At 72.6% G+C, this 21866-nt stretch carries 24 protein-coding genes and 3 pseudogenes; 16 read left to right on the top strand and 11 right to left on the bottom strand.

Annotated elements, in window-relative coordinates; all coding sequences use genetic code 11:
• Positions 1 to 85: 85 nt before the first annotated feature.
• From AB6N24_RS08665 to AB6N24_RS08650, 4 genes are all read right to left on the bottom strand, one after another.
• The gene (locus AB6N24_RS08665; protein WP_412868997.1) at positions 86 to 757 is read right to left on the bottom strand and encodes a recombinase family protein; all 672 of its coding nucleotides are present in this window, start codon (positions 755 to 757) and stop codon (positions 86 to 88) included.
• A 41-nt stretch (positions 758 to 798) separates the two neighbouring features.
• Positions 799 to 975 (bottom strand): hypothetical protein, encoded by a 177-nt coding sequence (locus tag AB6N24_RS08660; protein WP_412868996.1) that lies wholly within the window; start codon positions 973 to 975, stop codon positions 799 to 801.
• A 66-nt stretch (positions 976 to 1041) separates the two neighbouring features.
• Positions 1042 to 1545 (bottom strand): hypothetical protein, encoded by a 504-nt coding sequence (locus AB6N24_RS08655; RefSeq protein ID WP_412868995.1) that lies wholly within the window; start codon positions 1543 to 1545, stop codon positions 1042 to 1044.
• The gene (locus AB6N24_RS08650) at positions 1542 to 1676 is read right to left on the bottom strand and encodes a hypothetical protein (RefSeq protein ID WP_412868994.1); all 135 of its coding nucleotides are present in this window, start codon (positions 1674 to 1676) and stop codon (positions 1542 to 1544) included. Before AB6N24_RS08650 ends, AB6N24_RS08655 begins: the two co-directional genes overlap by 4 nt.
• A gap of 156 nt (positions 1677 to 1832) precedes the next feature.
• Between AB6N24_RS08650 and AB6N24_RS08645 the strand changes: the two genes are divergently transcribed.
• Complete coding sequence (locus AB6N24_RS08645; RefSeq protein WP_412869020.1) at positions 1833 to 2072, top strand: hypothetical protein; 240 nt, start codon at positions 1833 to 1835, stop codon at positions 2070 to 2072.
• Between the two features lie 300 nt (positions 2073 to 2372).
• Here the strand turns inward: AB6N24_RS08645 and AB6N24_RS08640 are convergent.
• The 3 genes and pseudogenes from AB6N24_RS08640 to AB6N24_RS08630 form a co-directional block, all read right to left on the bottom strand.
• Positions 2373 to 2537, bottom strand: a pseudogene (locus tag AB6N24_RS08640) (helix-turn-helix domain-containing protein); the annotation flags it as partial.
• A 534-nt stretch (positions 2538 to 3071) separates the two neighbouring features.
• The gene (locus AB6N24_RS08635; protein WP_412868993.1) at positions 3072 to 3362 is read right to left on the bottom strand and encodes a helix-turn-helix domain-containing protein; all 291 of its coding nucleotides are present in this window, start codon (positions 3360 to 3362) and stop codon (positions 3072 to 3074) included.
• Between the two features lie 211 nt (positions 3363 to 3573).
• Complete coding sequence (locus AB6N24_RS08630; protein WP_412868992.1) at positions 3574 to 4980, bottom strand: recombinase family protein; 1407 nt, start codon at positions 4978 to 4980, stop codon at positions 3574 to 3576.
• A 17-nt stretch (positions 4981 to 4997) separates the two neighbouring features.
• Between AB6N24_RS08630 and AB6N24_RS08625 the strand changes: the two are divergent.
• From AB6N24_RS08625 to smpB, 12 genes and pseudogenes are all read left to right on the top strand, one after another.
• Positions 4998 to 5846, top strand: a pseudogene (locus AB6N24_RS08625) (TadA family conjugal transfer-associated ATPase); the annotation flags it as partial.
• 8 nt (positions 5847 to 5854) lie between these two features.
• Entirely contained in the window at positions 5855 to 6715 is an 861-nt protein-coding gene (locus AB6N24_RS08620; RefSeq protein WP_412868991.1) for a type II secretion system F family protein, read from the top strand.
• Positions 6712 to 7644: a type II secretion system F family protein gene (locus tag AB6N24_RS08615; RefSeq protein WP_412868990.1), complete on the top strand. Its 933-nt coding sequence runs from the start codon at positions 6712 to 6714 to the stop codon at positions 7642 to 7644. The genes AB6N24_RS08620 and AB6N24_RS08615 overlap by 4 nt, the downstream gene beginning before the upstream one ends.
• Before the next feature lie 59 nt (positions 7645 to 7703).
• Complete coding sequence (locus AB6N24_RS08610) at positions 7704 to 7994, top strand: hypothetical protein (protein WP_412868989.1); 291 nt, start codon at positions 7704 to 7706, stop codon at positions 7992 to 7994.
• Between the two features lie 52 nt (positions 7995 to 8046).
• Complete coding sequence (locus tag AB6N24_RS08605; RefSeq protein WP_412868988.1) at positions 8047 to 8442, top strand: TadE/TadG family type IV pilus assembly protein; 396 nt, start codon at positions 8047 to 8049, stop codon at positions 8440 to 8442.
• A 104-nt stretch (positions 8443 to 8546) separates the two neighbouring features.
• Positions 8547 to 9179, top strand: coding sequence for a pilus assembly protein (locus AB6N24_RS08600; RefSeq protein ID WP_412868987.1), 633 nt, complete (start codon positions 8547 to 8549; stop codon positions 9177 to 9179).
• Positions 9180 to 9205: 26 nt separating this feature from the next.
• Positions 9206 to 9667 carry a pilus assembly protein TadG-related protein gene (locus AB6N24_RS08595; protein ID WP_412868986.1) on the top strand — a complete coding sequence of 154 codons (462 nt, stop codon included), beginning with the start codon at positions 9206 to 9208 and terminating at the stop codon, positions 9665 to 9667.
• Between the two features lie 30 nt (positions 9668 to 9697).
• Positions 9698 to 10813 (top strand): peptide chain release factor 2, encoded by a 1116-nt coding sequence (prfB, locus tag AB6N24_RS08590; RefSeq protein WP_412868985.1) that lies wholly within the window; start codon positions 9698 to 9700, stop codon positions 10811 to 10813.
• A 271-nt stretch (positions 10814 to 11084) separates the two neighbouring features.
• A complete protein-coding gene (gene ftsE / locus AB6N24_RS08585) occupies positions 11085 to 11774 on the top strand; it encodes a cell division ATP-binding protein FtsE (RefSeq protein ID WP_034624646.1) in 690 nt (229 codons plus the stop codon).
• Positions 11775 to 11786: 12 nt separating this feature from the next.
• Positions 11787 to 12701: a permease-like cell division protein FtsX gene (ftsX, locus tag AB6N24_RS08580; RefSeq protein WP_412868984.1), complete on the top strand. Its 915-nt coding sequence runs from the start codon at positions 11787 to 11789 to the stop codon at positions 12699 to 12701.
• Position 12702: 1 nt separating this feature from the next.
• Positions 12703 to 14079 (top strand): peptidoglycan DD-metalloendopeptidase family protein, encoded by a 1377-nt coding sequence (locus AB6N24_RS08575; protein WP_412868983.1) that lies wholly within the window; start codon positions 12703 to 12705, stop codon positions 14077 to 14079.
• Positions 14080 to 14219: 140 nt separating this feature from the next.
• Positions 14220 to 14690, top strand: a complete 471-nt coding sequence (smpB, locus tag AB6N24_RS08570; RefSeq protein WP_034624648.1) for an SsrA-binding protein SmpB — start codon at positions 14220 to 14222, stop codon at positions 14688 to 14690.
• Between the two features lie 49 nt (positions 14691 to 14739).
• Here the strand turns inward: smpB and AB6N24_RS08565 are convergent, their stop codons facing one another.
• The 4 genes from AB6N24_RS08565 to AB6N24_RS08550 all read right to left on the bottom strand — a co-directional run bounded on the left by AB6N24_RS08565 (position 14740) and on the right by AB6N24_RS08550 (position 19186).
• On the bottom strand, positions 14740 to 16890 hold the full coding sequence (locus tag AB6N24_RS08565) for a thioredoxin domain-containing protein (protein WP_412868982.1): 2151 nt from the start codon (positions 16888 to 16890) through the stop codon (positions 14740 to 14742).
• A gap of 98 nt (positions 16891 to 16988) precedes the next feature.
• Complete coding sequence (locus AB6N24_RS08560; RefSeq protein WP_412868981.1) at positions 16989 to 17492, bottom strand: DoxX family protein; 504 nt, start codon at positions 17490 to 17492, stop codon at positions 16989 to 16991.
• A 141-nt stretch (positions 17493 to 17633) separates the two neighbouring features.
• The gene (locus AB6N24_RS08555) at positions 17634 to 18206 is read right to left on the bottom strand and encodes a MarR family winged helix-turn-helix transcriptional regulator (protein WP_412868980.1); all 573 of its coding nucleotides are present in this window, start codon (positions 18204 to 18206) and stop codon (positions 17634 to 17636) included.
• Positions 18207 to 18352: 146 nt separating this feature from the next.
• The gene (locus tag AB6N24_RS08550; protein WP_412868979.1) at positions 18353 to 19186 is read right to left on the bottom strand and encodes an alpha/beta fold hydrolase; all 834 of its coding nucleotides are present in this window, start codon (positions 19184 to 19186) and stop codon (positions 18353 to 18355) included.
• Between the two features lie 246 nt (positions 19187 to 19432).
• On the opposite strand from AB6N24_RS08550, the gene AB6N24_RS08545 reads away from it, so the two are divergent.
• From AB6N24_RS08545 to AB6N24_RS08535, 3 genes and pseudogenes are all read left to right on the top strand, one after another.
• Entirely contained in the window at positions 19433 to 20260 is an 828-nt protein-coding gene (locus tag AB6N24_RS08545) for a lytic polysaccharide monooxygenase (RefSeq protein WP_412868978.1), read from the top strand.
• 123 nt (positions 20261 to 20383) lie between these two features.
• Complete coding sequence (locus AB6N24_RS08540; RefSeq protein WP_412868977.1) at positions 20384 to 21439, top strand: ATP-dependent DNA ligase; 1056 nt, start codon at positions 20384 to 20386, stop codon at positions 21437 to 21439.
• A 172-nt stretch (positions 21440 to 21611) separates the two neighbouring features.
• Positions 21612 to 21866, top strand: a pseudogene (locus tag AB6N24_RS08535) (hypothetical protein); the annotation flags it as partial.

The following is a 21866-nucleotide window of genomic DNA, read 5'->3' as shown; positions in this document are numbered from 1 at the left end:
GCAAATCGCCTGCCATTCACGTACGTTGTGCGCCCCTACTTCGCGCGTGTGCGCGTAGAGCATGGCAGAAATGGCACCTACGCCCTCATCGCGCCTGTGCGAGCGCCACCGCGCGCACCGAAGACGGGTACCAGTGTCGCGCCCCCTGACCGGTGGACACCCCGTCGGCATTTAGTTGATCGGCGATCTTCGCGTACGCGGTGCCCGCCGCGCGCGCAGCGATGATTCTGCGCCTCACGTCCTCGGGCACAGCAGACCTGCGCCCCAGGTGGACGCCCTCGGCGCGCCGTTGCGCCATGCCCTCGCGGGTTCGGGCGGCGATCAGGTCTCGCTCGTACTGCGCCGCGCTCGCAAGGACATTGGCCACGAACCGCCCAGACGGGTCCGCAAGGTCGAGCGCAGGCGACAGAAGGACAACGCCCCAACCGCGCCTCTGCGCCCGGTCGAGGAGCGCCGCGAAGTCCGCAACCGAGCGCGAGACTCGGTCGAGACGGACGGCGAGCAAGGCATCAGCTTCGCCGCGGTCGAGTCTTTCGAGCGCTGGGCCTAAGCCGTCGCGCTTCGCCGGGGCGACCTTTCCGGAAGTGCCTGCGTCGCTGACAAACTCGATGTCCCAGTCTCGACGTCTGGCCTCAGCTGCGAGAACCGTCCGCTGCGCGTCGAGCGATGCCCCGAGATCGGCCTGCTCGGTTGTCGAGACCCGGAGGTATGCCAGTGCCAGCGCGCGGGTTCGTCCGGTGTTGGGGCGTCTTGCCATGCGTCGAGCATACAACAAGGGAACCCTTGGTGTACGCCAGGTCAGTCGATCTGGCCGGAGTTCTCCTGCGGCGTGCCCCGAAGTAGCAGGGCGAGCGCGTCCACTGCGCCTGTCAGGTACGCGCGCTCGGCTGCCCGAGGTTCGAGTTGAGCGATGAGCTCCTCGAGCATTGCTTTCGCTGCGTGAAGGTCGACTCTGGTCGGCTGTGCGGTGCTCACGACCTCATCCTGTTCGAGTCGGTCGCTAGCGTCGCGGAGCGGAACGCTCCCGATCGGGTTGGAGGGCTACTGGCTCAGCATGTGGGCGTACTCGACGACGACAACGGCAGTCAGTAGCCCTAAGCCGCCCGCCTGGAGGTAGCCAGCGACGGCCAGGCGGTCCGCCCCACCGTTGTTGCCGCTGCGGAGCGCAATGAGGGTCGACACCGCGGCGCTGGCGACGTGATTGCGCGCCGCCGGCTCGCTGTCTGTCCAGTGGGACGTCAGCAACTCTCGCAGGGTCCACTCGTTCGACACCTCGTAGCGCTGCCCCACGGCGAAGACATGCACGGCCATCACCGTGGAGGCGAGGAACGCACCAAGCGCTAGAGCGAGCAGGGCCGAACCCCACGCGGAGACGCGGTAGTCGTTACCGAGGCTGAGCGTCAGGGCCGCGGTCGCTAGAGCGACCGCACCGCTGCCGAAACTTCCTAGTGAAGAAGCGCGAGACTGCGCCGATGAGCGCCTCTCATGCTCTCGAGCCAACTCGGCGAGCACGTACTCGTAGTAGGTCTGGCCCTGAGTGCTCACGTGCCGGCGTTCGGCTCCCTCAGCGCCTTGGACGCCACTGCGTCACGCGGCGCCTCGCGAACTTCTTCGCTGGCCATCCACGACGTGTCGGGCGGCGGCTCCATCCCCACGTTCCCGGGCTGCTCGCTCACCTATCGACCCCTCTCACTGGACTGACGTGAGCGTAGCTCCTGCGCTAACGAGTCGGAAGGTGAGCGCGGGTGCACGACAGTCCAGGCCGTACGCGATCGTCACGGTGCCAGGCGCCACGCTTCAATCAGGCCGCTAAAAGCGGTGAGCACGTCCGCGTGTCGGTCCTCGGCGAGGTACGCGAGTGTCGCGCTTACGGCGTCCGCAACCTGCTCGTCCGTCGCTCCAGCGTCGATCGCAACTCTGGCGCACCGACCGAGGAGACCGATCTCTCGCTCGATCTCATTCCGGGTGAAGCCCAAGTCATGGGCGGCCTGAACGAAGCGCGTCACATGGGCCTTCGCGGCGGCGCGACGATCGCCCGACGGGCCAGCGTGATGCCCGACCGGAGCGGATGACGGTTCATTGTGTGATTCATCGGACGGTTTAGCGGGCGTCAGGACCCCCGGGGTAGGGGTCGACGCGCCCCCTGAGCTGGGGTCACTAGTGACCCCTCCCTCCGCATAGCCCCCTGCGTCAGCGCGACGTGCAGTGCTGTGCGTGGTGCATGTCGCGCCGGCTGTGCACCGGTGCGCAGTAGTGTGGTCGCAGCACGGGGGACAGGTCACGGTGACCTCGTAGAGGTTGGTTCGCCAGTAGTCCGAGAAGCCGGGAGTGCCTCCGGCCTTGATACGGGTGACTACCTCGCCGGACGCCTCAAGGCTTCGGAGCGCCCGCCGGATGGTTCGCTCGTCAGCATTCGCATACTTGGCGAGCGTCGCGATGGACGGCCATGCGCCGCCATCGCCAGCGTGATTTGCGATCCCCAGCAGGACGACTTTGGCGGTGCGAGTTGCCCGGGAGTGGTGCAGGACAGCGGACATCGCTTCGACGCTCACTGGTGGTCACCGACCGAGTGATCAAGGCTGGCAAGCGAGGGGATGGGCGTCATCAAGAAGTTCTCCTCATGGGACGGTGCGTTCAGACTTGCGCCCAGATCGACGCGCCAACTGGTTGCGCTGCGGACAGTGGAAGTGCGGGGCGTCACGTTGCCAGCCTGATCGGGATCAATGCGCCAACGGGGATGCGCCGCCGGGCTGCAGATCGGCGCCGGTACTCCGCGCGCACGGAGCGCGCGCACACCGGGCTCAGTCGGCAAGTGAAAGAGGCGTCTCCGCTCAGAACTACCGGTTCGAGAGGGCGTAAGCCCTTCGCCCGCAGGAGAAGTACGACGTCGTGCGCTGGGTCGGATGTCGTGGCCCAGGCGTGGAGAGCGCCGTCAACGTTGGCGACAACCGCGCCGCCGCGCACCACGGCGTGAACGGTCGCAGACTCGTCGCCCGGCTCCCCGGCGAGGGTCGCCGTGGTCCTGGCGTCTGCCTGACGCTGGCGGTGGCCGCACCGCAGCGAGCTTCGGTTCACAGGGTGTTGTCGGGCCGGAGCAGGGTCCGCAAACGGTCGCGCTGAGCGGCAGTCAAGGGCGGAGCCTCCGCAGCGGAAGCGGCGTAGCTCATTCGGTGAATGACCTTTGCGCCGCGGATGCGCTCGTCGAGCTGTGCGACGGGGATACGGATACCGCGGCCAACCTTGAAACCGGGCAGGGTGCCCGCAGCGACGAGGTCGTGGACGGTACGCGGCGGCAATCGGTAGGTCCGGGCGACTTCAGCCACGGACAACCAGGCGGGCGAAGAGGGGGTGGGGGTGGTCATTGTGGCTCCGGCACGTGCGGCGAGTGGGTACACCGAAGACGCTAACGGAGCCGAAGCGGCGCGCATAGTATCCGCAAACCGTTCACCGTGTAAAGTGGCATGCATACACGCAGGTCAGAGGCGCGGCATCCAGATGTCAGTACAGAACTTCTCGCATGGCGGACGATATTGCGCTCGACCGGCGCACCGGACGAGCGCTGACGGTGTCCCGTCATGACCTCCAACTGATCGAGATCCGCTCCGGCCCGAGCTTCTGCCCGCGCCCCGCCGGCCTCACCGTGACAACAAGCAAGGAATCGATGATCGCCCTCTGCGTGTCGAGGGTCGCGCTGTCGAAGAGTGCGACCGGGTCGGGCGACGCCTGGAGAGCCGAGAGGGGTCCCCCATCGACGAGTCTGGAGAGCTCGCGCTCCAGATCGTCAACTCGGCTCCGGACGGTGCTCGACGCCGCGGCCAACTGCCGACCGTCGATCAGTCCGGCGGCGTAGTCCGTCTCGAAGTTCGCGAGCCGCGCCAAGAGGGCCGCGCGCTCATGGCGTAGTGGAGTTGCCGCACTCTCGCCAGCCGGTGATGCAAGCACCGCGGCTACGTCGGGCCGTCCAAGCCTTGCACGCACCGTCTCAACCACGACGTCATCGGCTAAGTCTTGCGACACAGTGAGGTGCGCGGACGTGGTGCACCTGTAAAGCCACCGCCTACCGCTGGCACTCTTGTACGGCGCGACGCGAAGCGTGCTCCCGAGTTCCATCGGGCACAGCCCGCACCGGTACAACCCGGACCCCAGCCACTTCCGCTCGTTGCCCCGCTGAAGGCGCCGCGAAGGGTTTAGGAGGACATCCCGAGTGGCGCGCCATACCTCAGCAGGGATGATTGCTGGCCACTGAGCCGCCCCGACGAGCTCCATGCCGGGGCGATCGCCCCGGCCGCGCGAGACGAGCCCGGCGTTACGCGGGCGGCATAGGGCGGTCCGCAGTGCTGAGTACGTCCAGGTCCGACCCGTCGTCGTCAGGACACCGGCGTCGTTTAGTTCGCGCGCGATGGCGGCGAGCGTCCGTCCGGCCAGCACATGGCGGGCTGCCTGGAGCAGTGCCGCGGCCTCCTCGGGCTTGACCGTCATGCCGTCGGCTTCCCAGCCAAACGGGCGCGGACCGCCCCGGTGGCGACCGTCCGCGGCAGCCTGCGCTTTTGCTCGCCTCGCGCGCTCGGATGTTCGCTCAGCTTCGGCGGCGTCGATGCTGGCCTTGAGGCGGGCCGTCATCCGCCCATCGGCTGTAGCGAGATCGTCCTCTCCGGAAACGACGGTGGCGAACCTGATGCGGCGGCGCAGGTGGAGTTCGATGAGGTCTTCGAACTCCCTGGGCCGCCGGGTGAGCCGGCTGTTGCTGTAGGCCGCGATGACATCGAACTCGCCGGCATCCGCTCGGCGAAGCATCTCGGCGTACTGCGGTCGTGGCTTGGTGCCGTTTGTCGAAGCGCTGATGTCGTTGTCGATGTAGACAGCGGTGACGTGCCAACCCTCCCGGTCGACCAGGGCGCGGCAGTCCTCCTCTTGGCGTGCGACAGCGAGTTCTCGGCCCTCTCGGTCCGCGGACATTCGAGCGTAGATGGCGACTCGCATAGTGTCGATTATACGTGCTCGACCTGTCGAGCCCGTTCGTGGACGCGAGCCTGCCGGGCGGCGAGCGCCTGCACGTGGTCATCCCCGACGTCACCCGCAAGCACTGGGCCGTCAACATCCGCAAGTACGTCGCCCGCGCGCGCGACCTCGACGACATGGTGACGCTGGGCTCGCTGACGCCCGCGGCCGCGAGCTTCCTCGACGCCGCGGTGCGGGTCGGCCTGAACGTGCTCGTCGCAGGGTCCACGCAGGCCGGCAAGACGACCATGCTCGGTGCGCTCGCAGGCTCGATCCCCGCACGCGAGCGGATCGTCACGTGCGAGGAGGTCTTCGAGCTGCGCCTCCTGCACCGCGACGTCGTCGGCCTGCAGTGCCGTCAGCCCAGCCTCGAGGGCACGGGCGAGATCCCGCTGCGCCGGCTCGTCAAGGAGGCGCTGCGCATGCGCCCCGACCGGATCGTGGTCGGTGAGGTCCGCGAGGCGGAGGCGCTCGACCTCCTCGTGGCGCTGAACGCCGGCGTCCCCGGGATGTGCACGTTGCACGCCAACTCCGCGCGCGAGGCCATCACGAAGCTCTGCACGCTCCCGCTCCTCGCCGGCGAGAACGTCTCGGACCGCTTCGTCGTCCCGACGGTCGCGGGATCGATCGACGTGGTCGTCCACCTCGGCCTGGACGCGCGCGGCCGGCGCCGCGTGCTCGAGGTCGTCGGGGTCCCCGGCCGCGTCGAGAACGGGGTGGTCGAGCTCGCCGACCTGTTCCACCGCCAGGGCGAGACCCTCGTGCGCGGCGAGGGGTACCCGCCGCACGTCGAGCGGTTCGCGCGCGCCGGCATCGACCTCCCCGCGCTGCTGCGCGCCGGGCGCTGAGGCGCGCCGTGGGAGTGGTGCTGGGGCTCGTGCTCGGCGCAGGGCTGTGCTGCGTGTGGTGGTCGCTGTGGGCGGCGCCCGTGCGTCGGACGCGGCGGAGCGACGGCTGGCACGCCCGGACGCAGGACCTGCTCGTGCAGGCGGGGGCAGGTCAGGTCACGCCCGGTGCGCTGGCGGCCACGAGCGCGGCTCTCGGGATCGTCGTGCTGGTGGCCGGGTCGGCGCTGACGCGGGCACCCGCGATCGCGACCTGCTTCGCCCTCATGGCGTGCGCAGCGCCCTCCGCACTCGTCCGCGGGCGCGCGCGGCGGCGGCGCACCCAGCTGCGGGACGTGTGGCCGGAGATCGTCGACCACCTGGGGTCCGGCATCCGCGCGGGGCTCTCGCTCCCCGAGGCGCTGGGCCAGCTCGGCGACCGCGGGCCCGTCGAGCTCCGGGAGCCGTTCGCGGCGTTCGCCGAGGACTACCGCGCGACCGGCCGGTTCGGGGAGTGTCTCGACGCGCTCAAGGTCCGCCTCGCCGACCCCGTGGCCGACCGGATCGTCGAGGCGCTGCGCCTCACGCGGGACGTCGGCGGGACGGATCTCGGCCGGCTCCTGCGGACCCTGTCCGGCTTCCTGCGCGAGGACGCTCGCACGCGCGGCGAGCTCGAGGCGCGCCAGAGCTGGACGGTGTACGCCGCCCGGCTCGCGGTCGCGGCGCCGTGGCTGATCCTGGCGCTGCTCGGGACGCGGCCGGAAGCCGCGCACGCGTACAACTCGGTGACCGGGGGGATCGTGCTGCTGGTCGGCGCGGCGTGCTCGGTCGTCGCGTACGCCGTCATGGTCCGCATCGGGCGGCTGCCCGAGGACCCGCGGGTGCTGCGGTGAGCGGCGCTCTGCTCGGCGCCTGGATCGGCCTGGTCGGGGGCGCGGGAGCAGCGCTCGTGTGGTCGCGGCTCGCGGCCCGCCGGATCCGGCTGGACGACCGGCTCGCGCCGTACCTTCGCCCGCGGCGGTCGTCCTCGACGCTCCTGCGCACTCCCGTCGTCCGCTCGCCGTTCCCGACGCTCGAGCGACTCATCGCTCCCGTGATGGCCGACGGCGTGCGCGTGGTCGCGCGGTTCGGCTCCCCGACGGCGGACGTCCGGCGGCGCCTCGAGCGTGCCGGTCGGCGCGAGTCGGTCGAGGAGTTCCGGGCCGGCCAGGTCGTGTGGGGCGTGCTCGGGCTCGCCGGTGGGCTCTTCGCCGCGCTGCTGCTCGCCGCCACCCGCGGGGCGCAGCTCGTGCCCCTCGTCGTCCTCGTCGCGCTCGCCGGGTCCACCGGTGCGCTGGCCCGCGACTACCAGCTCTCCCGTCAGGTCGCGGCGCGGGAGACGCGGCTGCTCGCGGAGCTGCCGACCGTCGCCGAGCTGCTCGCCCTGTCCGTCAGCGCGGGCGAGGGTGCGGTCGGGGCGCTCGAGCGCGTGGTGCGGACCACCCGCGGCGAGCTCTCGGGAGAGCTCGCGCGGACCCTGGCCGACGCCCGCTCGGGCACCCCGCTGACCGTCGCGCTGGAACGGCTCGCGCACCGCACCGGCCTGCCTGCGCTCGCGCGGTTCGCGGACGGCGTCGCGGTCGCGGTCGAGCGCGGCACGCCCCTGGCCGAGGTGCTGCGCGCCCAGGCGCAGGACGTCCGTGAGCACGGGCGCCGGGTCCTCATGGAGTCCGGCGGGCGCAAGGAGGTCCTGATGATGGTGCCGGTGGTCTTCCTCATCCTGCCCGTGACCGTGCTCTTCGCGGTCTTCCCGAGCATGACCGTCCTGAACGTCGGGCGATGAGCCGCGCCGACGTGCACGTGCCACCCCGGTCCCGTACCGGCGCACCCTGGAGGAGAACCATGAGACCGACCCGCGCGCTCGACCGGACAGGCCCGCCGGCCGCACCGTCCGGCCCCACCGCGACGGCAGCTCTCGCCACGGCACCTGAGGGGCACCGGGGGACCGGCGGGCTGCGGCGCCTCCGGGCGCGCTTCGTCGCCGGTGCGGACGACCGCGGTGACGTCCCGGGCTGGGTGCTCGTGACCCTCATGACCGCCGGTCTGGTCGTGACGCTGTGGGCGGTCGCCGGGCCGCGGCTCGCGGAGGTCTTCGAGGACTCCCTGTCGAGCGTGCAGGGCCCGGGTACCTGAGGTCGTGACGGGGTCGGTGAGCCGGGTGCCCGGCACGGTGCGGTGCGCGGGCGTGCGCGCGGCGTCAGGCGACGACGAGCGGGGGTCCGCCGTCGTCGACTTCGCGCTCGTCGGCGGGCTCGTCACGCTGCTGTTCGCCGGCGTCGTGCAGCTCACGCTCGTGCAGCACGTGCGCAGCACGCTCGTCGACTGCGCGGCCGAGGGCGCCCGGTACGCGGCGCTCGCGGACCGGGCACCCCAGGATGGGGTCGCACGGACCCGTGCGCTGATCGAGAGCGCGCTGTCGGACGCGTACGCGCAGGACGTCTCGGCGGTCCGGACCCGGTGGGACGGGCTCGACGTCGTCGAGGTGACGGTGACGGCACCGCTGCCGGTCGCGGGACTCCTGGGGCCCGGAGGGGCTCTGACCGTCCGGGGGCACGCGCTCGCCGAGGACGCGGCACCGTGAGGCGGGCCCGCCGCCACGGTGCCGCTCCCGTCGCTGCGCCACGGCCGGTTGCGCCGGCACTAGCCCCAGCCGGCCCGGCGACGTCCGCGGCCGGGGCGAGCGCCGTGACGACCCCAGCCGGGGCGGGCGCCGCGATGTCTGCGGTCGGGGCGGGCGTCGTGATGTCTGCGGTCGGGGCGGGCGCCGTGACGTCCGCAGTCTGGGCAGGCCCCGCGGTGCCTGCCGCCGTGGCTGGACTCGCGACGCCCACCGAGGCGGCCGAGCCCGCGCGGGCCGCAGCCGTCGCGGACGAGCCCGCGCACGTGGTGTCCGAGGAGGGCAGCGCCGTCGTGGAGTTCCTGGCCCTCACCCTCGTCCTCCTGCTGCCGGTGCTCTACCTGGTGCTCGTGCTCGGACGGGTGCAGGCGGCGACGTTCGCCGCCGAGGGCGCGGCGCGCGAGGCGGCCCGCAGCTACGTCCGGGCCGACGACGCCTTGCTCGGGCAGCAGCGTGCGCTGGCGTCGGTGGGCCTCGCGCTGCGTGACCAGGGGTTCGACGAGGTCGACCCCGCCGGTGCGCTGACCCTCACCTGCTCGAGCCGCCCGTGCCTCGCGCCGGGCAGCGACGTCGCGACGTCGGTCGCCGTGGACGTCGCACTCCCGTTCGTCCCGCCGTTGGTGCAGTCGGTGGTCCCGTTGTCCGTCCCCGTCGTCGGGCACCACGTCGCGGCGGTCGACACCTTCCGGGCGTCGTCGTGACGGCGCGGACACGGCGCAGGCGCTGGGTGGGGTGCGCCGGTGCGGACGACGGCCAGACGACGATCCTCACGCTCGGCCTCGTCGTCGTCGCGCTCCTGCTCGTCACGGTCGTGGTCTCGGCGACCGGGGTGCACCTCGACCGCAAACGGCTGCTCGCCACCGCCGACGCGACCGCGCTCGAGGCGGCCGACGCGCTCTCGACGGGTTCCTACTTCGACCCGTCGACCTCCGGCGGGACGACGTCCGGCGGGCAGATCCTCCTGACGGACCGCGCGGTCGAGGGCGCTGCCCGGGCCTACCTGGCGGAGAACCCCGAGATCAGCGACCGGTTCGTGCGCCTCGAGCTCGTCGACACGGCGGCCGTCGACGGGAGGTCGGCGCAGGTCCGGCTCCGGGCCCTCGTCCGGCCGGCGCTGGTCAGCTGGGTCACGGCGCCGTGGTCCGACGGCATCGTGCTGGAGGCCGAGTCCACGGCCCGCGCGTGGTGAGCCCGGGCCGAGCGGGTAACCTCGACACCCGTGGCCACCACCGACTTCACCGCTGAGCTCCGCGACCTGCGTACGACGCTCGACTCCATCCAGGCCGTGAGCGACCCGACGGCGCTGAAGGTCAAGATCGCCGACCTGTCCGAGAAGGCGTCGGCCCCGGACCTGTGGGACGACCCGGACGCCGCGCAGAAGGTCACGTCGGCGCTGTCCGCGGCGCAGGCCGAGCTCGACCGGGTGCAGAAGCTGCGCGGGCGCATCGACGACCTGGAGACGCTCGTCGAGATGGCGACCGAGGACGGCGGGGACGCCGACACGCTCGCCGAGGCCGAGTCGGAGCTGCTCGGGATCCGCAAGGACCTCGGGGAGCTCGAGGTCCGCACGCTGCTCGCGGGGGAGTACGACCAGCGCGAGGCCGTCGTCACGATCCGCGCCGGGGCCGGTGGCGTCGACGCCGCCGACTTCGCCGAGATGCTCATGCGCATGTACCTGCGCTGGGCCGAGCGCCACAACTACCCGACGTCGGTGCTCGACACGTCGTACGCCGAGGAGGCGGGCCTCAAGTCCGCGACGTTCGAGGTCAAGGTGCCGTACGCGTTCGGGCACCTGTCCGTCGAGGCCGGCACGCACCGCCTCGTGCGCATCTCGCCGTTCGACAACCAGGGCCGCCGCCAGACGTCCTTCGCGGCCGTCGAGGTCATCCCGCTCATCGAGCAGACCGACTCGATCGAGATCCCCGAGTCGGAGATCAAGGTCGACGTGTTCCGCTCGTCGGGCCCGGGCGGCCAGTCCGTCAACACGACCGACTCCGCGGTCCGCATGACGCACGTCCCCACCGGGATCGTCGTGTCGATGCAGAACGAGAAGTCGCAGATCCAGAACCGGGCCGCCGCGCTGCGCGTCCTGCAGTCGCGCCTCCTCCTGGTGCGCCAGGCCGAGGAGAACGCCGCGAAGAAGGCCCTCGCCGGCGACATCAAGGCGAGCTGGGGCGACCAGATGCGCTCCTACGTGCTGCACCCGTACCAGATGGTCAAGGACCTGCGCACGGAGTACGAGGTCGGCAACACCTCCGCGGTGTTCGACGGCGACATCGACGGGTTCCTCGAGGCCGGCATCCGCTGGCGCCGGGGGCAGCAGCCCGACGCGTAGGGGCGAACCGCTCAGAACGGGCGTGCGCCGGTCGACAGGGGGAGAGACCTCGACCGGCAGGGGAGCACGAACAGGGGGATGGGCTCATCGCTGTGACGTACCTGCACGGACCGGGACGTACCGGGCGCGCGCCCCGGGTGACGTTCCCGGGTGCGCTCGATGGGGCACCGGGGCGGCGGCGTGTCTGGCGCCGAACGTACGCCGGGCCTGCCTACGGTGGACGAGGCCAGAGCACGCACCCCATCCCTGCCCCCGAGACTGGCCCCGAGCCGTGATCCGATTCGAGAACGTCACCAAGGTCTACGCGCGCGGCGCGAGGCCTGCCCTCGACGCGGTCGACCTCGAGGTCGAGCGCGGGGAGTTCGTCTTCCTCGTCGGGGCCTCCGGGTCGGGCAAGTCGACCTTCCTGCGGCTCGTGCTGCGCGAGGAGCGCCCGTCCGCGGGCAAGGTCTTCGTCGCCGGCAAGGACCTCACGACGCTCTCGTCGTGGAAGGTCCCGCACCTGCGCCGCCAGATCGGCGCGGTGTTCCAGGACTTCCGCCTGCTGCCCAACAAGACAGTCTTCGAGAACGTCGCGTTCGCGCTCCAGGTGATCGGCAAGCCGCGCCACCACATCCTCACGACCGTCCCCGACACCCTCGAGATGGTCGGGCTCGCGGGCAAGGAGAAGCGCCGCCCGCACGAGCTCTCGGGCGGTGAGCAGCAGCGCGTCGCGATCGCCCGCGCGTTCGTCAACCGCCCGTCGATCCTGCTGGCCGACGAGCCGACGGGGAACCTCGACCCGACCACGTCGCTCGGGATCATGCGGCTGCTCGACCGGATCAACCGGACCGGCACCACCGTGGTCATGGCGACGCACGACGACGAGATCGTCGACCAGATGCGCAAGCGCGTGATCGAGCTGTCCTCCGGCGAGCTGGTCCGTGACCAGTCGCGCGGTGTGTACGGCTCGGCGCGCTGAGAGGGCACCCCCGTGAGACTGCAGTTCATCCTCTCCGAGATCGGCATCGGCCTGCGCCGGAACCTGTCGATGTCCATCTCGGTGATCCTCGTGACCTTCGTGTCGCTGACGTTCGTCGGCGCCGCGGCGCTCCTGCAGCTGCAGATCGGCGCGATGAAGGGCGACTGGTACGACAAGGTCGAGGTGTCGGTCTTCCTGTGCCCGCGGGACTCGCCGGAGCCGACGTGCGCCGCCGGTGAGGTCACCGAGGAGCAGAAGACGGCGATCCAGGCCGCGCTCGACTCCCCGGACATCGACCCGTACGTCGAGAAGATCTACTTCGAGTCGAAGGACGAGGCGTTCGCGGCGTTCGAGAAGCAGTTCTCGGACCAGTGGTGGGCGGCGGAGACGACCGTCGACGACATGAACACCTCGTACCGGATCAAGCTCGCGGACCCCGAGAAGTACCAGGTCGTCGCGGACGTGCTGACCGGGCGGCAGGGCGTCGAGGAGGTCCAGGACCAGCGCGCGCTGTTCGACAAGCTGTTCCTCGTGCTGAACCGCGCGACGCTGCTCTCCGCCGGCCTCGCCGCGGTCATGCTGCTCGCGGCCGTCCTGCTCATCACGACGACGATCCGCCTCTCGGCGATGAGCCGTCGCCGCGAGACCGGGATCATGCGGCTCGTCGGCGCCTCCAACCTGTTCATCCAGCTCCCGTTCATGCTCGAGGGCGCGATCGCCGCGACCATCGGCGCCGGCCTAGCGGTCGCGGGGCTGTGGGTGGGCGTGAAGTATCTGGTCACGGACTGGCTCGGCGCGTCGGTCGAGTGGATCCCGTACGTCTCGACGGCGGACGTCTGGTTCGTGACGCCGTTCCTCGTCGCGATCGCCATCGGCCTCGCCGCGATCTCGTCCGTCGTGACGCTCAGCCGCTACACGAGGGTGTGACATGACCGACCTGCAGCACGCGCGTCCCCGGCGCCGCCTCGTGACCCGGGCGGTCGCCGCCGGCGTCGCCGGCCTGCTCGGCGTGCTCGCGGCCGTGCACGGGTCCGCGTTCGCCGACCCGCTCTCCGACCAGCGCCGCGCCGCCGAGCAGAAGGCCGCCGAGAACAAGGCCGCCCGCGAGCGCGTCGCCGCGTCCCTCGAGGGCATCAACGCCGAGCTCGCGCAGGCCGTCCTCGACCTGCAGGTCGTCGAGCAGCGCCTGCCCGTGGCGCAGGCCGAGCTCGCGACCGCCGAGGAGACGCTCCAGCGCACCGAGCGCGAGGCCGAGCTCATCGCGGCGCGGCTCGTCGACGCGCAGGAGCAGGAGACGACGATCGGCGCGACCATCGCCGCCGACACCGAGCGCGGGCAGAAGATCCGTGTCGCGATCGGCCAGATGGCCCGCGAGGCGTACAAGGGCGGCAGCGGCACGTCGAGCATGGACATCGTGCTCGACGCCGAGAGCACCGAGGACTTCATCGCGCAGTACGGCCTCGTGACGACCGCGCTGCGCACGCAGACGCAGGCGCTCGACGAGCTGCGCGCGATCGAGGCGCAGAACCGCAACAGCCAGGCGCGCCTCACGGCCGTCCGGACCCGCATCACCGAGCTCAAGGCCGAGGCGGACCAGAAGGTCGTCGAGGCCGACGCGGCGCGTGACGAGGCCGAGGCGCGCAAGGCGGAGGTCGAGCGGCTCATCGTCGAGCAGGCCGCGAAGAAGGCGACGATCGAGGCCCAGAAGTCCGCGGCCGAGGCCGAGCAGCAGCGCATCGACGCCGAGGCCGCCGCGATCTCCGCCGAGCTCGCGAGCATCGCCGCGGCGCAGAAGGCGGCCGCCAAGGCCGCGGCGGAGGCAGCCGCCGCCGCCGCGAAGGCCGCCGGGAAGCCGGCCCCCGCGGCGCCGCCCGCGCAGGGCGGACCGATCGGGCGCGGGGTGTTCAGCAACCCGACGTCGATCAGCCCCGCGTACGTGACGTCGGAGTACGGCATGCGCCTGCACCCGACGCTCGGGTACGTGCGCCTGCACGCCGGCATCGACCTGCGCACCTACTGCGGCACCCCGCTCTACGCGGGCCGCGCCGGGACCGTGCAGTGGGCGCAGTACCGGTTCGGGTTCGGCAACCAGGTGATGATCGACCACGGGCTCGTCAACGGGAACTCGCTCATGTCGAGCTACAACCACATGACGCGCTTCGTCGTGGGCGGTGGGCAGCAGGTCAGCGAGGGTCAGCTCATCGGGTACTCGGGCAACACCGGGACGTCCGCCGCGTGCCACCTGCACCTCGAGGTCTACGTCGACGGCAACACGACGAACCCGCGGCCGCTGCTCGGGATGTGACGCCCGGCTCCGGCCCGAGCATGACGCCGGCGGAGGACGCCCCGCTGGTCGCGGTCATCCCTGCGGGCGGATCCCGGGGCGCGAGGTAGGCTCGACGACCGGCAGATCCGCCGAACGTGCGTGAACGAGAGGGTGCCGTCATGGCGAAGGACACGGGGCGCAAGCTCGTCGCGTCCAACAAGAAGGCGCGCCACGACTACCTGATCGAGGACGTCTTCGAGGCGGGGCTCGTGCTCAGCGGGACCGAGGTCAAGGCGCTGCGCGCCGGTCGGGCGTCGCTGATCGACGGCTGGTGCGAGATCACCGACGGCGAGGCGTGGCTCGAGGGCGTCCACATCCCCGAGTACACGCAGGGCACCTGGACCAACCACGCGCCGCGCCGCAAGCGCAAGCTCCTGCTGCACCGCACCGAGATCGACCGGCTCTCGTCGAAGACGCGCGAGAAGGGCCAGACGATCGTCCCGCTCGCGCTGTACTTCCTCGACGGGCGCGCGAAGGTCGAGATCGCGCTCGCGCGCGGCAAGAAGGAGTACGACAAGCGCCAGGCGCTGCGCGAGCGGCAGGACAACCTCGAGGCGCAGCGCGCGGTGCGCGAGAAGCGCGACCGCTAGCGGGCCGACCCCCCGCGCCGCGGGCGTCGCCGCCGGCGCCGTCCGGGGCTCAGTCCGTCCGCGCCCCCAGCGAGCGGCGCAGGGCCGCGGGGTCGGTGACCGGGAGGTCGCACACGAAGCCGCGGCACACGTAGGCGGTGGGCCGGCCGTCGCGCAGCGGACGGTCGCGCAGCAGCGGGACCGCGTCCTCGGACCCTGCGGCGGGCGCAGACCTGCCCGCAGCGGAGGAGGCGTCGCCGACGGCGAGCGGGCCCGCCGCGCCCCCGACGGAGGTCCCGGGGACCGTGCCGGTGCCCACGGCGACGACCGCTCCCGGCGCGAGCCCCGCGCGGGCGGCCGCGACGAGGGCGTGCGTCGCGGGGTCGTCCGGGGGCCCGACGACGGCGACCTCCCGCGGTCCGTCGAGCACGGCCTCGGCGAGCGCGAGCGGCCAGCCCGTCGCCCGCGGGAACCTGCCCGAGACGGCGAGCGGACGGTCGAGCGCGTGCTCGGCGGCCTCACGGTGCTCGCTCGACCCGCTGAGCATCGCGTACGTGAGCAGTGCGCCGGCGGCGGCGGACGGCCCGGAGGGGGACGGTCCGTCGGCGATCTCCTGCGGTCGCTGCAGCCGGGCCAGCACGGCGTCGGTCTCGTCGTCCGCGGTGTCCCAGAAGCTCCCGGCGTCGTCCCGGAAGTGCGCGAGCACCGTCCCGAGCAGGGCGCCCGCGCGCTCGAACCACACCGGGTCACCGGTCGCCGAGACGAGCGCGAGGTAGCCCTCGGCGACGTCGGCGTAGTCGGCCAGCACGCCGGGGGAGCGGCCGACGACGCCGTCGCGTGACGTGCGGGTCAGGCGCGGCCCGGTCTCCCCGTCGCGGACGTGCAGGGACCACAGCAGCTCGGCGGCGCGCGCCGCGGCGTCGACCCACTCGGGCCGGTCGAGGAGGGCGCCCGCGTCGGCGAGCCCGGCGATCGCGAGCCCGTTCCACGCGGCGACGACCTTGTCGTCCCGCCCCGGCTGCGGGCGCCGGTCGCGGGCCGCGAGCAGGCGGGTGCGCACGTCGTCGAACCGTGCCCGCTCGTCCGGCCCCGGGTCCGCACGCAGCTCGAGCACCGACGTGCCGTGCTCGAACGTGCCGGCCGGCGTGACGCCGAACAGCTCGGCGGCCCACGCGCCGTCCTCCGGGCCCAGGACGTCCACCAGGTCCTGGGGCGTCCACACGTACGTCAGGCCCTCGACACCGCGGGTGTCCGCGTCGAGCGACGCGGCGAACCCGCCCTCGGGCGTGCGCATCTCGCGCAGCAGCCACCCGGCGCTGTCCTCGACGACGCGGCGGGCGAGCTCCGAGCCGGTCGCGCGCCACCAGTGCGCGTAGACGCGCAGCAGCTCGGCGTTGTCGTCGAGCATCTTCTCGAAGTGCGGCACCGTCCACGTCGCGTCGACCGAGTACCGCGCGAAGCCGCCGCCGAGCTGGTCGGCCATGCCACCGCGCGCCATCGCCTCGAGCGTGCCCTCGGCCATCGCGAGCGCGCGCGACTCGCCGGTGCGGGCGTGCCGGCGCAGCAGCCACTCGAGCACCATGGACGGCGGGAACTTGGGCGCGCCGCCGAACCCGCCCGAGCGGGCGTCGTACTGGGTCGTGAGGGCGTCGAGCGCCGCGGCGGTGCGCGCCTCGAGGGCCTCGTGCACGACCGGCGCGGGGACGCCGGCGCCTGCCGGGGTGGCCGACGCGAGCGCCTGGCGCAGCGCGGTCGCGTTGTGCTCGACGTCGTGGCGCTGCTCGGCCCACGCCTGCCCGATCGCCTGGAGCAGCTGGGGGAACGACGGCATCCCGCCGACCGGACGCGGCGGGTAGTACGTGCCGCAGAAGAACGGCTCGCCGTCGGGCGTCGCGAAGACGGTCATGGGCCAGCCGCCCTGGCCGGTCATCGCCTGCGTCGCGGCCATGTAGACCGCGTCGACGTCCGGGCGCTCCTCGCGATCGACCTTGACGGCCACGAACCCGCGGTTCATGAGCAACGCCGTCGCCTCGTCCTCGAAGGACTCGTGCGCCATGACGTGGCACCAGTGGCACGCGGCGTAGCCGACCGAGATCAGCAGGGGCACGTCGCGGCGACGGGCCTCGGCGAACGCGTCCTCGCCCCACTCGTACCAGTCGACGGGGTTGTCCCGGTGCTGCTGGAGGTAGGGGCTCGTGCTCGCTGCGAGTCGGTTCGCCACGGGGGTCCTTCAGGTCGTCGTCCGCCGTGCAGGCCGGTCCGTCCCACCGTCGCACGCGGGCGACGGGTGCGCAGCGGCACCGGCCGACCGGCGCCGGGTCAGCGGGTGGCGGCGGCTCCGGCCCGGTGCTCACGCCACGCGCGCCACGCCCCCGTCGACCACAGCGCCCAGACCACGAGGAGCGGCTGGAAGAGCAGCCGCACCGCCCGCGCCGCGTCGGAGTCGAGGCCGAACGCGTCGGTGCGCGTCACGAGCTGGGAGATGTTGCCGGGGAAGATCGCGACGAAGAACGCGGCGACGACCCAGCCCACGAGGGCGCGGTGCCGGCCACCGACCGCGATCAGCGCGGCGCCGAGCGCGACCTCGACGACCCCCGAGGCGACGACGACGGTGTCCGGGTCGAGCGGCACCCACGTCGGCACCTGCGCCTGGAACTCCGTACGCGCCGTGGTGAGGTGGCTGACGCCCGCGAAGGCGAGGAATGCCCCGAGCGCCAGGCGTCCCACGGTCCGGGGGCGCGTGCGGGTCGACGCCGGCTGCGCGGTCCACGGCTCGCGCTGCGTGACCGGGTCGGCGTGCGTGCGGGCGGGGTGCGCGGCCATGTCCGGGCCTTCCGTCGACGGGTGGTCAGGCCACGCTAGGGGCGCGGTGCTGCCGGCGCCTCGCCGGACGCCGGTCCTCCCGTGACGGGGTCATGCGCGGCGTGGCCGCGGCCGCGGCCGGTCACGTCCGCCGTGCGCGGGTCAGCGTGCGGCGCGGAGCGTGTTCGCGCTGACCTTGTGCAGCAGCCGGCGCAGGTCGGCCGACTCCTCGGGGGTCAGGTCGAGGGCGGCCCCGATCGCGTCGGGCACCGGGGTGCTGCGCTGCTGCAGCTCGGCGCCCTTCGCGGTGAGCGAGACGAGCACCGAGCGCTCGTCGTCGGCGCGGCGGCGGCGGTCGACGAGGCCGGCGGCCTCGAGCCGCTTGAGCAGCGGCGACAGGGTCCCGTAGTCGAGCTGGATCTCGTCGACGAGCTCGCGCACCGTGCGCTCGCCCTGGCACCAGAGCACGCGCATCACGAGGTACTGCGGGTAGGTCAGGCCGAGATCGTCGAGCAGCGGCCGGTACACCGAGGTGAGGTTGCGTGACGCGGAGTAGATGTCGAAGCAGATCATCGCCTCGAGCGCGCCCGGCTCGTCGCCGTCCGTCCCGGGTGCGGCTCCGTCGGGGCGCGGTCCGTCCGGGCGGACGCCCTCGGCCCGTGGCCGGCGCGCGCGCGTGCCGTGCGTCGTGGCGTCGTCGCTCACCGCTCGCCCACCCCCCGTGGTCGCGCTCACGACCGCACCGTGCCGGACGGGACGCCGCTGGCGCACGTGCGCCGCGGCGAGGTCGCCCCGGAGGGCTGGGTGGTGGTCATGGCAGCTCCATCGTAGGTGGCCGACGCGGTGGCGGCCCGGTCAACCCGGGCCGCCACCGCGGTGCGTCAGCTCGCGAGGAACGCGAGCAGAGCCTCGTTGACCTCGTCGGGGTGCGTCGCGAGCAGGCCGTGCGGCGCGCCCTCGATCTCGACGTAGGTGGCCTCCGGGAGGCGCTTGCGGAACTCCCGCGCCGTCGCGTCGATCGGGAGGATGCGGTCGCCGGTGCCGTGCAGGATGAGCGACGGCACGTCGACCTTCTCGATGTCTGCGCGGAAGTCGGTGAGCCAGCTGGAGACGACCGCGTAGGCGGCGATCGGCGCGGACGACGCGGCGACGTTCCAGCTGCCGCGCACGGCGGCCTCGCTCAGGCGCGAGCCCAGGTTCTCGTCGAGGTTGTAGAAGTCGGCGAAGAAGTTGTCGAACCACGCGTGGCGGTCCTTCGTCGCGGCCTCGCGGATGCCGTCGAACACCGACCCCGGGACGCCCGTCGGGTTGTCGTCCGTCTGCAGCAGGAACGGCTCGAGCGAGGCGAGGAACGCTGCCTTGGCGACGCGCGCCGAGCCGTACGTGCCGAGGTAGCGCCCGACCTCGCCGGTGCCCATCGAGAAGCCGACGAGCACGACATCGTTGAGGTTCAGCGTCTCGAGGACCGTGTTGAGGTCCTCGGCGAACGTGTCGTAGTCGTACCCGGTCGCGACCTTGCTCGACTTCCCGAAGCCGCGGCGGTCGTAGGTGATGACGCGGAAACCGTTGTCGAGGAGCGCGGCGGTCTGCTTCTCCCACGAGTGCCCGTCGAGCGGGTAGCCGTGGATGAGCACGACGGGCTGACCGGTGCCGTGGTCCTCGTAGTACAGCTCGATGTCCGTGGAGTTCTCGGTGCCGACGGTGATGAAGCCCATGGTGTGCGTCTCCTCGTGGTGATCGGTGGTCCGCTGCGTCCCCGGTCGAGCCGGTGCAACGAGCACAACTGTATCGTGCACAAGGTATCCGTCAAGGCCCCTCCGGTGAACGGTCGGCGAACGTCGGGTGCTTGCGTTCGGCGACGGAGCGCGCGACCCTGGAGGGGACGGGTTAGTAAGCAGTGCGTACAAATCGGCCCGTCCGACTCATCCTGGTTCGCCCCCGAGCAGAGAGCGAGAGTCCCGATGAAGCGATTCCGCGAACGTTGTGTGCGTGCCGTCCTGGTGGGTGGGGTGGTGGGGGCGCTGGCCGTCCCCGTCGGCCTCGCGACCAGCGCCGGTGCGCACGGCTGGGTCACGTCACCCCCGAGCCGGCAGGACCACTGCAAGACCGGTGCGGCGCCGTTCGACTGCGGTCAGGTCAAGTACGAGCCGCAGAGCGTCGAGGCGCCCAAGGGCTCGAAGCTCTGCAGCGGCGGGAACGCCCAGTTCGCCGTCCTCGACGACGCGAGCAAGCCGTGGCCCGTGACGTCCGTCGGGCGCTCGGCGACGTTCCAGTGGAAGCTGACCGCCGCGCACAACACGAGCACCTGGGAGTACTTCGTCGACGGCGTGCTGCACCGCACGTTCGACCAGGGCGGCGCGCAGCCGTCCGCGACGATCAGCCACACGCTCACGGACCTGCCCACCGGCCGGCACACCGTGCTCGCGCGGTGGAACGTCTCGAACACCGCGATGGCGTTCTACAGCTGCGTCGACCTCCAGGTCGGCGGCGGCACGACGACGCCCACGCCGACGCCCACCCCGACGCCCACCCCGACGACGCCGACCCCCACCCCGACGAGCCCGACGCCCACCCCCACGCCCACCGACCCGGGCACGTGCGCCGCGACGCCGTGGTCCGCCGCAGCGGTCTACACGGGCGGCGCACGCGTCTCCTACGCCGGCCGCACCTGGCAGGCGCAGTGGTGGACGCAGGGCGAGGCGCCGCGCGCCACCGACTGGGGCGTGTGGCGGGACCTCGGCCCGTGCACGACGACGGCCGCGCGGACGGTCCGCACCGCTGTCGCCTGAGCGCACCTCACGGGGGCCGGTCGACGACGCCGGCCCCCGTGAGGTGGGCGACCCGGGTGACGCGCCCCCTCGGGCGGCTCCGGACGCTGGCCGCCCGGCGACCCGCGGGCCAGACTGACCGCTATGCGCCTGCCCGTGATGCCGCCCGTGGACCCGATGCTCGCGAAGTCCGTCCCGAGGATCCCCGCGGGGCAATGGTACGAGCCCAAGTGGGACGGCTTCCGCGCGATCGTGTTCCGCGACGGCGACGAGGTCGAGATCGGCAGCCGGAACACCAAGCCGATGCAGCGGTACTTCCCGGAGGTCGTGCAGTACGCGCTCGACCACCTCCCGGAGCGGTGCGTCGTCGACGGCGAGATCGTCGTGCCGTCCGCGACGACCGGCGGGCTCGACTGGGACGCGCTCCAGCAGCGCGTGCACCCCGCGGCGTCGCGCGTGCAGCTCCTCGCGAAGGAGACGCCCGCGATGCTCGTGCTGTTCGACGTGCTCGCGCTCGGGGACGACGACCTCACCGGCCGCCCGTACGTCGAGCGGCGGCAGGTCCTCGAGGGGCTCGTGCGCGGGAGCGGCCCGGTGTACGTCACGCCGTCGACCGACGACGCGGACGTCGCGCAGGACTGGTTCGAGCAGTTCGAGGGCGCGGGGCTCGACGGCGTCGTCGCCAAGGGCCCGGACACCACCTACCAGCCGGGCAAGCGCGTCATGCAGAAGATCAAGCACGAGCGCACCGCCGACTGCGTCGTCGCCGGGTACCGCCCGCACACCTCGGGCGACGACGCGCTCGGGTCGCTGCTGCTCGGGCTGTACCGGCCCGACGGGGTGCTGGCGTCCGTCGGGGTCGCGGCGTCGTTCACGATGGCGCGCCGCAGGGAGCTCGTGACCGAGCTCGCGCCGCTCGTCACCGACCTCGCGACGCACCCCTGGGGCGGGGAGCCCACGGGGCGCACGCCGCGCAATGGGGAGACGAGCCGGTGGAACAGCGGCAAGGACCTGTCGTTCGTCCCGCTGCGACCCGAGCGCGTCGTCGAGGTCGCCTACGACCACCTCGAGGGCGACCGGTTCCGGCACACGACCCAGTTCCGGCGCTGGCGCACCGACCGCGACCCGGGCTCGTGCACGTACGCGCAGCTCGAGGAGCCGGTGCGGTTCGCGCTCGCGGACGTGCTGGCGGCGCGCTGAGGTCCGCGCCGCTCACGCCCGCTCGCCCCACGCGGGGGCGCCGTGCGGCTCGTCCGGGGTGCAGCGGTGGCGGAGCGGGGCCGTCTCGGCGACGCTCGTGCGAGCAGCACCGCACGGACCGGTCGGGACACGCGCCGGGTCCGAGCCCCTCCCGAGCCGATCGGAGCCCTCCGTGACCCTGACCTCGCCCGCACCCGCCGCCGACGCCACGACCACCGCAGGCGGGGCGCCCACCCCGCGGCTCACGGCCCACTACGTGGACGGCGCCCTCGTGACCGGTGCGGGGGAGCGTGAGGTCGAGCGCGTGAGCCCGGTGACGGGGGAGCCGAGCCTCGTGCTCGTGCCCGCCACGCCCGACGAGGTCGACGCGGCCGTCGCCGCCGCGCACCGCGCGCGCACCGCGTGGCGCCGGACGTCGCCGGGGGAC

This window comes from Cellulomonas jepli (assembly GCF_047229345.1).
Taxonomy (GTDB): domain Bacteria; phylum Actinomycetota; class Actinomycetes; order Actinomycetales; family Cellulomonadaceae; genus Cellulomonas_A.
The sequence above is the reverse complement of the archived record's forward strand: the minus strand, read 5'-3'. Positions and strand labels throughout refer to the sequence as shown.

Bases quoted from the DNA above. Each gene is read 5' to 3' on its own strand.
- AB6N24_RS08550 (WP_412868979.1), bottom strand. From the start codon at position 19,186: ATGGGCTTCATCACCGTCGGCACCGAGAACTCCACGGACATCGAGCTG.
- AB6N24_RS08635 (WP_412868993.1), bottom strand. From the start codon at position 3,362: ATGACCACCCCCACCCCCTCTTCGCCCGCCTGGTTGTCCGTGGCTGAA.
- smpB (WP_034624648.1), top strand. From the start codon at position 14,220: ATGGCGAAGGACACGGGGCGCAAGCTCGTCGCGTCCAACAAGAAGGCG.
- AB6N24_RS08560 (WP_412868981.1), bottom strand. From the start codon at position 17,492: ATGGCCGCGCACCCCGCCCGCACGCACGCCGACCCGGTCACGCAGCGC.
- AB6N24_RS08540 (WP_412868977.1), top strand. From the start codon at position 20,384: ATGCGCCTGCCCGTGATGCCGCCCGTGGACCCGATGCTCGCGAAGTCC.
- AB6N24_RS08665 (WP_412868997.1), bottom strand. From the start codon at position 757: ATGGCAAGACGCCCCAACACCGGACGAACCCGCGCGCTGGCACTGGCA.
- AB6N24_RS08575 (WP_412868983.1), top strand. From the start codon at position 12,703: ATGACCGACCTGCAGCACGCGCGTCCCCGGCGCCGCCTCGTGACCCGG.
- AB6N24_RS08630 (WP_412868992.1), bottom strand. From the start codon at position 4,980: ATGCGAGTCGCCATCTACGCTCGAATGTCCGCGGACCGAGAGGGCCGA.
- AB6N24_RS08610 (WP_412868989.1), top strand. From the start codon at position 7,704: ATGAGACCGACCCGCGCGCTCGACCGGACAGGCCCGCCGGCCGCACCG.
- AB6N24_RS08545 (WP_412868978.1), top strand. From the start codon at position 19,433: ATGAAGCGATTCCGCGAACGTTGTGTGCGTGCCGTCCTGGTGGGTGGG.